Raw genomic sequence first — 11,769 nt, 5'->3', positions numbered from 1 at the left:
TCAGTTCCCTCCCAGGGTGCGCACCGGCGGCCGGTCGCCGGGGATCTCCGGCAGGGCGGGCGGCAGGATGTTGACGATGACCGCGTCGAACCAGCGACCGGTGCCGAGCACGTTCGCGTAGAGGTTGTAGAAGGGCGCGGCCAGCTCCAGCGTCTTGGAGATGTTCTGCTGGTTGTCGTTGAGCAGCCCGATCGCGTCCCGCAGGTTGGTCAGCGCGGGGCCGATCTGCTGCTCGTTGTCCGCGACCAGGGCGCTGAGCTCGGTGGAGAGCCGCCGCGCGCTGCTCAGCAGCTGGGAGATCGCCTGCTGGCGCAGGTTCAGCTCGGCCAGCAGCTGGCCGCCGTTGCTCAGCAGCCGCTCGAACTCGGTGTTCCGGTCGGCCAGCACCTGCGTGGTCTGCTTGGTCGCGGCGAAGAGCTTCTTCAGCTCCTCGTCCCGCTTGGCCAGCGTCTCGGAGAGCCGCGCGACGCCGTCGATCGAGCCGCGGATCTCCGGCGGCGTGGTCTCGAAGGCATCCGAGAGCACCCGGAAGCTGGTGGCCAGCTGCGCGGTGTCGATCTGGTCGATGGTGCTCGCCGCGTCCGAGAACGCGTCGATCACGTCGTACGGCGCCACCGTGCGGGCCAGCGGGATGCGCTGGCCCGGGTCGGCGGGCTCGGCGCCCTTGGGGTCGAGCGCCAGGTACTTCTGGCCGAGCACGGTCTTGATCTGGATGGAGGCGGTGGTCTCGTTGCCGATCCAGGCGTTCTGGGTGCGGAACTCGACGAGCACCCGGTCCTCGTCCAGCGAGACCCCGGTGACCGCGCCGACCTTGACGCCGGCGATGCGCACCTCGTTGCCGGGCTTGAGCCCGGCCGCCTCGGTGAACTCCGCGGTGTAGCGGCTCGCCGCGCCGACGATCGGCAGCCGGTCGATGAAGAACACCGAGACCGTCACCAGCAGCACCAGCAGCAGGCCGAGCACGCCCATGAATGCCGGGCTGCGTTTGCCGAGCAGAATCCGGTCGTCCATCAGCGGGCCTCCCCCCGGCACCGGGGCGCCGTGTTGGTGTAGATGGGCTGATTGACCGTCGGCAGCCCGACCGGCAGGTTCAGCTGCGGCGCGTCCGCGACGCCAGGACCGATCACCAGGTCGATGCCGCAGAGGTAGAACTGGAACCAGGAGCCGTAGCTGCCGACCCGGCCCAGCTTCTCCATCTTGACCGGCAGGTTCTCCAGCGCGGTGTTGACGTCCGCGCTGCGGTCGTTGATCACCCCGGTGAGCTGGCTCAGCCCGGCGATCGAGCCCTGCAGCGACGGCCGGGTCGGCTCCAGCAGGTCGGCGGTGGCGTCGGTCAGCCCGGCCAGCGAGCTCACCGCCGAGCCGACCGTCGCCCGCTCCTGCGAGAGCCCGGAGACCAGCGCCTCGGTGTTCACGATGAGCTGGTCGAACTGGTCGTTGCGCTCGTTCACGGTCTGCAGCACGACGTTCAGGTTGCGCACCAGGTCGCCGATGACGGCGTCCTTGTCCGCGATCTTGTTGGTCAGGCTCGCGGTGCTCGCCACCAGGTCACGAATGGTGCCCTGCTCGCCCTGGAAGACCTGGATGATCTCGTAGGAGAGCTTGTTCACGTCCTCCGCGGTGAGCGTGCGGAACAGCGGCCGGAAGCCGTTGAAGAGCGTGGTCAGGTTGAGCGCCGCCCTGGTGTTCTCCACCGCGATGGTGTCGCCCGCGTTGAGCTTGCGCCCCTGCTGGCCGGGGCCCTGGTCGAGCGCGATGTAGCGCTGGCCGACCAGGTTCCGGTAGCGGATGGTCGCGATGGTGGAGGCGGGCAGCCAGTCCCGGTCCTGCAGCTCGAACTCGACCTCGGCCATCCGCCGGTCCACGATCGAGACCTTGGTGACCTTGCCGACCCGGACGCCGGCGATGCGCACCTCGTCCCCCGGGTTCAGCGAGGTGACGTCGGTGAAGCGGGCCTTGAAGCCCTCCCCGCCGCCGGTGTAGTTGGCGATCGAGAGCGCCAGGATCGTGGTGGCCACCAGGGTGACCACGACGAAGACGACGAGTTTGGTCAGCGCGCCACCGACGCCGCGCAGTGCCTTCATCGGATGCTCACCTCGCTGCCGCGGAATGCGGGCGCGCCCACCCTGGTCAGCCAGCCGGGCACCTGCTCGGGCGCCACCGCGTTCGCGGCGCCGTAGATCGCGCCGAGTTGCTGCTGCTCCAGCGGCGAGCCCGCCGTGGTCGGAATGTCGGTCGCCGGGTACGCGCTGTACTGCGGCTCCGCGTAGTACCCGCTGTCCTGGTCACCCGGGTTCCGGCTCGGGATCGGGTAGGAGCCGTCGTTGACCGGGCCGCCCGGGTACTGCCCCGGGTCGACGCCGAGCGGGAACTCCGGCACGCAGAACGGGCCGCGGTCGTCGAAGAAGCGCGGTTCGTCCTGATTCGGGAGGTACCGGCCGCGCGGGTTGGTCAGCTCGATGCTGACCCGCGAGCCGGGCCTGCCGGTGCCGGGGCCGAAGAGCTCGTCGATGCGCGGCTTCAGCTGCGCGAAGTTCGCCATCGCGCAGGTGAAGGTGGGCGAGTACTTGGCCAGCGATTCCAGCGTGTGCCTGGAGTCGGCGGCCACATCGATGATGTTGTCCCGGTTGGCCAGCAGGAAGTCGGTCGTGGTCGCCGAGGCCGGGGTCAGCACCTGGTAGAGCACGTCGATGTCGGTGCGGCGCTGGACGATGGTCGCGTTGGTCGTGCGCAGGTTGTCCAGCGCGCTCACCAGCTGCGGCGCCGCGTCCGAGTAGGTCGCGGCCACCTGCGCGAAGCTGCGCAGGTCCTGCTGGATGTCGGGCAGCACGCCGTTCAGGTCGCGGAAGATCGAGTCCAGCTTGTCCACCGACTCGCCGAGCGCGGTGCCCTGCCCGGAGAGCGCCTGGGAGAGCGCGCCGAGCGTGGCCGCCAGGTCCTGCGGCGGGATCGCCTGCAGCAGCGGGAGCAGGTCGTCGAGCAGCTTGCTGATCTCGACGGCGTGGCCGCCGGTGTCCTGCTGCAGCGTCATCCCCGAGGTGAGGCGCTGCCCGCTCGGGGTCTCCGGGACGACCAGGTCCACGTACCGCTCACCGAACAGCGTCTTGGGCAGCAGCCGCGCGGTGACATTGGCCGGGATCTGCTCGGCCTTCGCCGGGTCGAGCGCGAGCGCGAGGGTGACCTCGCTGCCCGAGGCGCTGCTCGACCGGACCGTGCCCACCTGCACACCGCGCATCTTCACGTCCGCGTTGCGGGTGAGCGCGTTGCCGACGCTGTCGGTCTTGAGGTCGACGTCGACGGTGTCGACGAAGGTCTTGTTGTAGATCGCGATCGTGGACCAGACGAACACCGCGCACAGCACGAAGAACACGATCCCGAGCACCCGCACCCGGAGTTTCGCGGTCGCCCGCCAGGTCTGCGTCCCGCTCATCCGGCCACCCGCACCGTCGTAGTAGTGCCCCAGATCGCGAGGCTGAGGAAGAAGTCGAGCACCATGACCAGCACGATCGCGGCACGCACCGCGCGGCCGACGGCGACGCCGACGCCGGCCGGGCCGCCGGTGGCGTGGAAGCCGTAGTAGCAGTGCACCAGGATGATGACGAACGCGAATATCAGCACCTTGAGGAACGAATAGAGCACGTCCTCGGGTGGCAGGAACAACCCGAAATAGTGGTCGTAGGAGCCACTGGATTGCCCGTTGAACCAGACGTTGATCAACCGCGAGGCGACGAAGGTGCCGAGCAGCCCGACCACGTACAGCGGGATCACCGCGAGGAAGCCCGCGATCACCCGGCTGGTGACCAGGAACGGCACACCGGGCACCGCCATCACCTCGAGCGCGTCGATCTCCTCGGAGATCCGCATGGCGCCGAGCTGGGCGGTGAAACCACAGCCCACCGTTGCCGAGAGCGCGAGCGCCGCGACCAGCGGGGCGATCTCACGGGTGTTGATGTAGGCGGTCAGGAAGCCGGTGAGCACCGAGCTGCCGAGCGCGTCCAGCGCCTTGAAGCCCTGCAGGCCGACGACGACGCCGACCGAGCCGGACATGAAGACGATGACGCCGATGGTGCCGCCGATCACCGCGAGCGCACCGCTGCCGAAGGTGACCTCGGCCAGCAGCCGCATCACTTCCTTGCGGTAGTGCACCGCGGTTCGCGGAATCCACGCGATGGCGCGTGAATAGAACGACATCTGTTCGCCGGCGCGGTCGACCACGTTCAGCGGGACGCGCGCGATCTCTCCCGCCCGGCGGCTGGCCTTGGCGAGAACCGGGGGGCGATAGTGAGTGGCCATCGATCAGGTGCCTTTGGCGGGAATGATCTGGAGGTAAACCAGGGTGAGAATCAAATTCACGAAGAACAGAACCAAGAACGTGATGACCACGGATTGATTCACCGCCTCACCGACTCCTTTCGGACCGCCCTTGGGATGCAGGCCCTTGTACGCCGCGATGACTCCGGCGAGCAGGCCGAATATCGCCGCCTTGATCTCGCCGATCCAGAGATCGGGTAGCTGAGCGAGCGCCGAGAACGACGCCAGGTAGGCACCGGGGGTGCCGCCCTGCAGCAGGACGTTGAAGAAGTAGCCGCCGGCGATACCGACGACCGAGACCAGACCGTTCAGCAGCAGCGCCACCAGCGTCATCCCGAGTACCCGGGGAACCACGAGCTTCTGGATCGGATCGACGCCGAGCACCTCGAGCGCGTCGATCTCCTCGCGGATGGTGCGCGAGCCGAGGTCGGCCGCGACCGCCGAGCCGGCGGCGCCCGCGATGATCAGCGCGGTCACCACCGGAGCGGCCTGCTGCACCGTTGCCAGCACGCTGGTGGCACCGGTGAAGGACTCGGCCCCCAGCTGCTTGATGAGGGAGCCGGTCTGCAGTGCCACCACCGCACCGAACGGAATCGCGACGAGGGCACTCGGCAGGATCGAAACGCTGGCGATGAACCAGGACTGTTCGATGAAATCCCGCCACTGGAAAGGCCGCCGGAACGTCTTGCGAAACACGTCCAGCATCAGGGCGAAGATATTGCCGGCCTGTGCAAAGCCGGACTCGACCGGAGTCCGCAGTCGCGCCAGGGAGGAATTCACGATGGCGTATGTTACCCGTTGGTTAGGTTCTGGCGAGCAGGGGCGTCATATGACTGAGCACGGAACTCCTCGGTGTCCGCTGTGCTATATGCCATAACCTGCGTGTCGTCGCTCTGATCGAACGACTGCCGGATCGCGGATTGGGCGGCATGTGGCAAGGTGTGCATGATCTCGCGCACCCGCTCCTGACGCCGCAGCACGCCCTGTCGCACCGGCATGCCCGGGGTGGCCCGCATCTGCGGAATGATCCCCTCGACCTCCTCCGCGCCGCCGTGGTGGTGCCCGGCGTCCACGAGCGCCTGCTCGCGCGCCATCTGGGTCTCGTCCTTCTCCTCCGACATGCCGATCGGCCCGATCATGCGGCCGTTGAGGAACTGCTTCACCACCGGCTCGTCGGAGGTCAGCAGCACCTCGCGCGGGCCGAACATCACCAGCTGCCGCCGGAACAGCATGCCGATATTGTCCGGAACCGTCCGCGCCAGGTTGATGTTGTGCGTGACGATCAGAATCGTCGCGTCGATCTGGGCGTTGATATCGATCAGCAGCTGCGACAGGTACGACGTACGCACCGGGTCGAGGCCGGAGTCCGGCTCGTCGACCAGGATGATCTGCGGGTCGAGCACCAGTGCCCGGGCCAGCCCGGCGCGCTTGCGCATACCACCGGAGATCTCACCCGGCAGCTTGCCCTCGGCCCCGACCAGACCGGTCAGCTCCAGCTTCTCCATGACGATCTGCCGGATCTCGGACTCGGTCTTCTTGGTGTGCTCGCGCAGCGGGAACGCCACATTGTCGAACAGGTTCATCGACCCGAAGAGCGCGCCGTCCTGGAACAGCACCCCGAACAGCTTGCGGATCTCGTACAGCTGCTTGTTCGAACACGTGGTGATATCCACCCCGTCGATGAAGATCGAGCCACGCTCCGGGCGGAGCAGCCCGATCAGCGACTTCAGGAACACCGACTTACCCGTACCCGAGGGGCCGAGCAGCGCGCTGACCTCACCGGACGGCAGCGTCAGCGAAACGTCCTGCCAAATCCGCTGCGAGCCGAAGGACTTGGTAACTCCCTCGGTCCTGACCTCGACGCCCACGCGTACCTCCACACAGTTTTCGGCGATCGGTCCACTGTGGGAGCCGGCGAAGAGCGGCCGGTGCGTCACATCACAGTGGGTCGGGCCACTGTATCCCATGGCTCCGAGCGGGCACACCCCTACCTGACTCGTGAGTAACCCGTCCGGGCGTCGATATCCGTGCAGGTGGGCGCTGGACGGGCCGAAAAAGCCGAACGGGCGGTTCCCTCCAGGGGAACCGCCCGTCCGCGTGTCCTCCGCCGATTGGGGGCGGAAAAAGACCGTCCTACTTGACCGACACCTTGGCGCCGGCGCCTTCCAGCTTCTCCTTGGCGGCATCGGCGGCGGCCTTGTCGACCTTCTCCAGGATGGCCTTGGGGGCGCTCTCGACGAGGTCCTTGGCCTCCTTCAGCCCCAGGCCGGAGACGATCTCGCGGACCACCTTGATGACCTGGATCTTCTTGTCGCCGGCGCCATCGAGGATGACGTCGAACTCGTCCTGCTCGGCCTCGGCCTCGGCCGGGGCGGCAGCGCCACCCGCGGCGGCGACGGCGACCGGCGCGGCGGCGGTGACCTCGAACTTCTCCTCGAACTTCTTCACGAAGTCGGAGAGCTCGAGCAGGGTCATGTTGCCGAAGGTCTCGAGCAGCTCGTCAACGTTGGCCATTGTGGTTCCTTTCGAAGTGGGTGGTTCGGGGGTGGGTGGCGGCGGCCACCCGGCGGATCACTCCGCGGTCTCGGCCTCGGCGGGCGCGGCAGCCTCGGCAGGCGCGCCTTCCTCGGAGCGCTTCTTCTCCTCCAGCGCGGCGGCCAGGCGGGCCACCTGCGAGGCGGGAGCGGCGAAGAGCCCGGCGGCCTTGGCCAGGTTGCCCTTGAGCGCGCCGGCCAGCTTGGCCAGCAGCACCTCGCGGGACTCCAGGTCGGCGATCCGCTCGACCTCGGACACGGACAGCGGCGCGCCGTCCATGTACCCGCCCTTGATGACGAGGGCCTTGTTGTCCTTCGCGAACGCCTTCAGCGCCTTCGCCGCCTCCACCGGTTCGCCGGTGACGAAGGTGATGGCGGTCGGGCCGACGAACAGCTCATCCAGGCCTTCCACGCCCGCCTCGGCGGCGGCGCGCTTGACCAGGGTGTTCTTGGCGACGGAGTAGGTGGCCTCGGAACCGAGGGCCCGGCGCAGCTCGGTCAGCTTGCCGACCGAAAGACCACGGTATTCCGTGATCACGGTGGCGGTCGAGTTCCGGAACTGCTCGGTGATCTCCGCGACCGCGGTGATCTTCTCGGCATTCGCCATACTTCGCCTCCTCTCTCGATGGTCGGTACGTGACGTACCACCGAACGAAAGGGCCGGCGAAAGAACAAGCGCCCCGGACGCGGGGCGTTCCGGGGCGCACAGGAGAAACCACGCCGGACGTGTCCGGCAGCGGATCCCGGCCTCGACTCTCCCTGCGTGGGCCGCCGGCACTCTGGCCGGACCTTCGACCGATCCCGTGCGGGATCGACGACCAACGGTCTTCGGTAGAACGAATGGGGGTGGGTGCGAACGCGTCGCACACCGTTCTCCAGTTTACATAGCCCCTGGGTAAAACCCAAAACGGCCGGGGAAGCACAGCGGCGGGAACGCGAATCGCGTTCCCGCCGCGGCGGTTTCGTGCTGGGCGAGGACTACGCCTCGTCCTCCAGGAGGTTGCGGGTGCGGTTCGGGTCCACCGGGATGCCCGGGCCGGTGTTCGTCGACACCGTCACCTTCTTGACGTAGCGCCCCTTCGCGGTCGACGGCTTGGCGCGCAGGATCTCGTCCAGCGCGGCGCCGTAGTTCTCCACCAGCTTGGCGTCGTCGAAGGACGCCTTGCCGATGACGAAGTGCAGGTTGGCCTGCTTGTCGACGCGGAAGTTGATCTTGCCGCCCTTGATGTCGGCCACGGCCTTGGTCACGTCGTTGGTGACCGTGCCGGTCTTCGGGTTCGGCATCAGGCCGCGCGGGCCGAGGACGCGCGCGATCCGGCCGACCTTGGCCATCTGGTCCGGGGTGGCGATCGCGGCGTCGAAGTCGAGCCAGCCGCCCTGGATCCGCTCGATCAGCTCCTCGGCGCCGACCGCGTCCGCACCGGCGGCCTCGGCCTCGGCGGCCTTCTCGCCCGCCGCGAACACGATGACGCGCGCGGTCTTACCGGTGCCGTGCGGCAGGTTCACGGTGCCGCGGACCATCTGGTCGGCCTTGCGGGGATCCACACCCAGCCGCACGGCGACCTCGACGGTCGCGTCGGTCTTGGTGGTGGCGGTCTCCTTGGCCAGCTTCGCGGCGGCCAGCGGGGAGTAGAGCGTGTTGCGATCGACCTTCTCGGCCGCGGCGGTGTACGCCTTGCTGCGCTTTGCCATGTTTCTCTGTCCTCTTTCGAAAAGTCAGCAGTGGTTATCGGGCCTGGCCGGCCCTCCCACGGGGAGCGAGCGGGGTGCGCTCAGCCCTCGACGGTGATCCCCATCGACCGCGCGGTGCCTGCGATGATCTTCGTCGCCTGCTCCAGGTCGTTGGCGTTCAGGTCTTCCTGCTTGGTCTTGGCGATCTCGCGCACCTGGTCCAGGGTCACCGTGGCGACCTTGTTGCGGTGCGGCTCGGCCGAGCCCTTCTGCACACCGGCGGCCTTGAGCAGCAGCCGCGCGGCCGGCGGGGTCTTCAGCTTGAAGTCGAAGGACCGGTCCTCGTACACCGAGATCTCGACCGGGATGACGTTGCCACGCTGCGACTCGGTCGCGGCGTTGTACGCCTTGCAGAACTCCATGATGTTGACGCCGTGCTGGCCGAGCGCCGGACCCACCGGGGGGGCGGGGTTCGCCGCGCCGGCCTGGATCTGCAGCTTGATGATCCCGGCGAGCTTCTTCTTCTTGGGGGGCATCTTTCTTTCCTCGGGTTGTCAGTCGTGCTTTCCTACAGAGCGGCTCTGCAAGTACTAGATCTTCGCGACCTGCGTGAAGGCCAGCTCGACCGGGGTCTCCCGGCCGAAGATCGAGACGAGCACCTTGAGCTTCTGCTGCTCGGCGTTCACCTCGGAGATGCTGGCGGGCAGCGTCGCGAACGGGCCGTCCATGACGGTGACCGACTCGCCGACCTCGAAGTCGACCTCGATGACCGGCTTCGGCGCGAGGTCGGTGCCGGAATCCTGGTTCTGCGCGGCAGCGGCGGCGGCCGGCTTCTTCTGCTGCTGCGCCGCCGGGACCAGGAACTTCACCACGTCGTCGAGGGACAGCGGGGAGGGCCGCGAGGTCGCGCCGACGAAGCCGGTGACACCGGGGGTGTTGCGCACCGCGCCCCAGGACTCGTCGTTCAGCTCCATCCGGACCAGGATGTAGCCGGGCAGCACCTTGCGGCTGACGTTCTTGCGCTGGCCGTTCTTGATCTCGGTGACGTCCTCCGTCGGCACCTCGACCTGGAAGATGTACTCCTCCAGGTCCAGGTTCTGCACGCGGGTCTGGAGGTTGGTCTTCACCTTGTTCTCGTAGCCGGCGTAGGAGTGGATGACGTACCAGTCACCGGGGGCGCGGCGCAGCGCGGCCTTCATCTCGGCGACCGGGTCCGCGGGCTCCTCGTCGACGGCGGGGGCCGGCTCCGGCTCGGCGTCGGGGGTCTGCTCGAGCTCGGCCGCTTCGTCCGATGCGGCGGCGTCCTGCTCGTCCGCACCGGCGACGACGGAATCCTCGACGGACTCCGCGGGGTCGGCCGGGAACTCGTCGCTGGTGTCGTTCTCCGGGGTGGTCACCGGTGCGCTCGCTTCCTGTGTCGTCACAAACATCTTCTGCCTGCCGGAGTGGCACGGCGGATCACGCCGCCCGGCTTCCGTGGGATCGGCTCCCGGTGTCGGCGTCGTCCCGCCCGGCCGGACGGCCGGTCAGCCGAACAGCCAGTCGACACCCTTGATGAACGCCAGATCGATCCCGGCGATGAACGCGACCATGAAGACCACGAACACCAGAACAACGATCGTGTAGGTGATCATCTGCTTCCGGTTGGGCCAGATCACCTTGCGCAGTTCCGCGACGACCTCGCGCAGGAACTTGATCAGGCGCTTGAACGGATTGCCCGTTCCCTCGCGCCGGGCCTTGCCGGCGGGCTTGGCGGCCGGACGCTCGATCGTGGCCACCGAGCCGGTGTCGGACGACGAGGCGGCACGGCTCCGCCGCGCGGACCGTTTGCCGCTCGGCCGAGTCGATGCGGCGGTGTCCTCACCGTCGTCGGACGCATGCGCGCCGTGGCGAGTATCCCGCTCGTCGCTCACGTCGATCCTCTCTCGTCGCCGGCATTCAGGGCAGGGGCGACAGGACTTGAACCTGCAACCTGCGGTTTTGGAGACCGCTGCTCTGCCAGTTGAGCTACGCCCCTTCGGTCGGACCGCTACTGCCCGAGAGCTCGGGCCCGACCACAGTTCCCATATGAAGTTATCGCTTCGGTCTCACACAACACGCGCGCCACTCCTCAGAGCAGCGCGCTACGACCGGTGATCCCAGATTCCCGAGTGTACGTTACCGTCCACCCGATAAGCCAATCCGGTACCGAGCCGCAGGTCAGGACAGCTGCACCGTCGCGGTCGCGCGGCCGAAGATCTTGCGGCCCGCCGACTTCGCCACGATGGCGACGACCGCGGTCCTGGTCTCCGGATCCACCGACTTCACCTTACCGGTGTACTCGATCTCGGCGGGCTCGTCGGCCCCGACGAAGACCGGGCTGGTGAACCGGACGTTGTACTCCTTGACCGCGCCGGGATCGCCGAGCCAGGAGGTGACGAAGCCGCCGCCGAGCCCCATGGTGAGCATGCCGTGGCCGACCACGTCGTCCAGCCCGACCAGCTTCACGACCTCGTCGCTCCAGTGGATCGGGTTGGCGTCGCCGGAGACGCCGGCGTAGTTCACCAGGTCGCCGCGGGTGAGCCGGACGGTGCGCGGCGGCAGCTCGGCACCGACCTCGACATCGGCGAGCGAGAGCGCGTGCTTGCTCGCGGTGATGCCGTCGGCGGGCGGCACCGGCGCGGCGGCGACGGTGGGCGCGCGGTGCGCGGGCTCGTCGTCGCCCATGCCGTGCATGAGCACCTTGCGCACGGCCTCGTTCAGGTTCGGGTCGATATCGCCGCCGCTGCGGCCGACCAGCGTGGTGTAGGTGGTGAGCACCAGCTCGCCCGCCGCGTCCGAGACGATGTTCTTGGTGACGATGATGTCGCCGCCGAACGCCTGCCGGAAGGAGTGCAGGTAGACGTCGCAGATCAGCTTGTCACCGACCGCGATCGGGCGGTGGAACTCCAGCACCTGGTCGGTCTGCATGATCTGGCTCAGGTCGTACCCGGTGACCACGTTCTCGAACAGCTTGCGCTGGGCCAGGATGCCGACCAGCGAGATGAAGGTGAGCGGAGCGAGCAGCCCGGGGTAGCCGTACTCGCGGGCGACATCCTCCTCCCAGTGCACCGGGTGGTAGTCCTGCACGGCCCGCGCGTACTCGCGCACCTTCTCGCGGCCGACCTCGTAGTAGTCGTCGACGCGGTAGTGATGACCGACCATCGCCGCCGCGTGCGCGGCTGGATCGAGTTCGGAGGCCACTTCGGTGGTGCCGGTGTTCGATGTCACGAGG

The 11,769-nt window shown here is 68.0% G+C and carries 13 protein-coding genes and 1 tRNA gene; all 14 read right to left on the bottom strand.

Annotation, left to right across the window (positions count from 1 at the left end; all coding sequences use genetic code 11):
* Positions 1-1,011 carry an MCE family protein gene (locus tag AB0H71_RS11825; RefSeq protein ID WP_357018329.1) on the bottom strand — a complete coding sequence of 337 codons (1,011 nt, stop codon included), beginning with the start codon at positions 1,009-1,011 and terminating at the stop codon, positions 1-3.
* Positions 1,011-2,084: an MCE family protein gene (locus tag AB0H71_RS11820; protein ID WP_357018327.1), complete on the bottom strand. Its 1,074-nt coding sequence runs from the start codon at positions 2,082-2,084 to the stop codon at positions 1,011-1,013. Before AB0H71_RS11820 ends, AB0H71_RS11825 begins: the two co-directional genes overlap by 1 nt.
* On the bottom strand, positions 2,081-3,430 hold the full coding sequence (locus tag AB0H71_RS11815; RefSeq protein WP_357018324.1) for an MCE family protein: 1,350 nt from the start codon (positions 3,428-3,430) through the stop codon (positions 2,081-2,083). Before AB0H71_RS11815 ends, AB0H71_RS11820 begins: the two co-directional genes overlap by 4 nt.
* A complete protein-coding gene (locus AB0H71_RS11810) occupies positions 3,427-4,293 on the bottom strand; it encodes an ABC transporter permease (RefSeq protein ID WP_357018322.1) in 867 nt (288 codons plus the stop codon). Before AB0H71_RS11810 ends, AB0H71_RS11815 begins: the two co-directional genes overlap by 4 nt.
* A 3-nt stretch (positions 4,294-4,296) precedes the next feature.
* Entirely contained in the window at positions 4,297-5,016 is a 720-nt protein-coding gene (locus tag AB0H71_RS11805) for an ABC transporter permease (protein WP_357018537.1), read from the bottom strand.
* Between the two features lie 86 nt (positions 5,017-5,102).
* The gene (locus AB0H71_RS11800; protein WP_357018319.1) at positions 5,103-6,179 is read right to left on the bottom strand and encodes an ATP-binding cassette domain-containing protein; all 1,077 of its coding nucleotides are present in this window, start codon (positions 6,177-6,179) and stop codon (positions 5,103-5,105) included.
* Between the two features lie 265 nt (positions 6,180-6,444).
* The gene (gene rplL, locus AB0H71_RS11795) at positions 6,445-6,825 is read right to left on the bottom strand and encodes a 50S ribosomal protein L7/L12 (RefSeq protein ID WP_357018317.1); all 381 of its coding nucleotides are present in this window, start codon (positions 6,823-6,825) and stop codon (positions 6,445-6,447) included.
* 57 nt (positions 6,826-6,882) lie between these two features.
* Complete coding sequence (rplJ, locus tag AB0H71_RS11790) at positions 6,883-7,452, bottom strand: 50S ribosomal protein L10 (RefSeq protein ID WP_357018314.1); 570 nt, start codon at positions 7,450-7,452, stop codon at positions 6,883-6,885.
* A gap of 371 nt (positions 7,453-7,823) precedes the next feature.
* Positions 7,824-8,537 carry a 50S ribosomal protein L1 gene (gene rplA / locus AB0H71_RS11785; RefSeq protein ID WP_357018311.1) on the bottom strand — a complete coding sequence of 238 codons (714 nt, stop codon included), beginning with the start codon at positions 8,535-8,537 and terminating at the stop codon, positions 7,824-7,826.
* 80 nt (positions 8,538-8,617) lie between these two features.
* Positions 8,618-9,052 carry a 50S ribosomal protein L11 gene (gene rplK / locus AB0H71_RS11780; protein ID WP_357018309.1) on the bottom strand — a complete coding sequence of 145 codons (435 nt, stop codon included), beginning with the start codon at positions 9,050-9,052 and terminating at the stop codon, positions 8,618-8,620.
* A gap of 54 nt (positions 9,053-9,106) precedes the next feature.
* Positions 9,107-9,913 (bottom strand): transcription termination/antitermination protein NusG, encoded by an 807-nt coding sequence (gene nusG / locus AB0H71_RS11775; RefSeq protein WP_357018535.1) that lies wholly within the window; start codon positions 9,911-9,913, stop codon positions 9,107-9,109.
* A 129-nt stretch (positions 9,914-10,042) separates the two neighbouring features.
* Complete coding sequence (gene secE, locus AB0H71_RS11770; protein ID WP_357018306.1) at positions 10,043-10,429, bottom strand: preprotein translocase subunit SecE; 387 nt, start codon at positions 10,427-10,429, stop codon at positions 10,043-10,045.
* A 31-nt stretch (positions 10,430-10,460) separates the two neighbouring features.
* A tRNA-Trp gene (locus AB0H71_RS11765) sits at positions 10,461-10,533 on the bottom strand.
* 182 nt (positions 10,534-10,715) lie between these two features.
* Positions 10,716-11,765, bottom strand: a complete 1,050-nt coding sequence (locus AB0H71_RS11760) for a fused (3R)-hydroxyacyl-ACP dehydratase subunits HadA/HadB (protein ID WP_357018303.1) — start codon at positions 11,763-11,765, stop codon at positions 10,716-10,718.
* Positions 11,766-11,769: the final 4 nt, after the last annotated feature.

The organism is Nocardia sp. NPDC050697, assembly GCF_040654395.1.
Classification (GTDB): Bacteria; Actinomycetota; Actinomycetes; order Mycobacteriales; family Mycobacteriaceae; genus Nocardia.
This window is presented reverse-complemented; position numbering and strand designations above follow the sequence as displayed.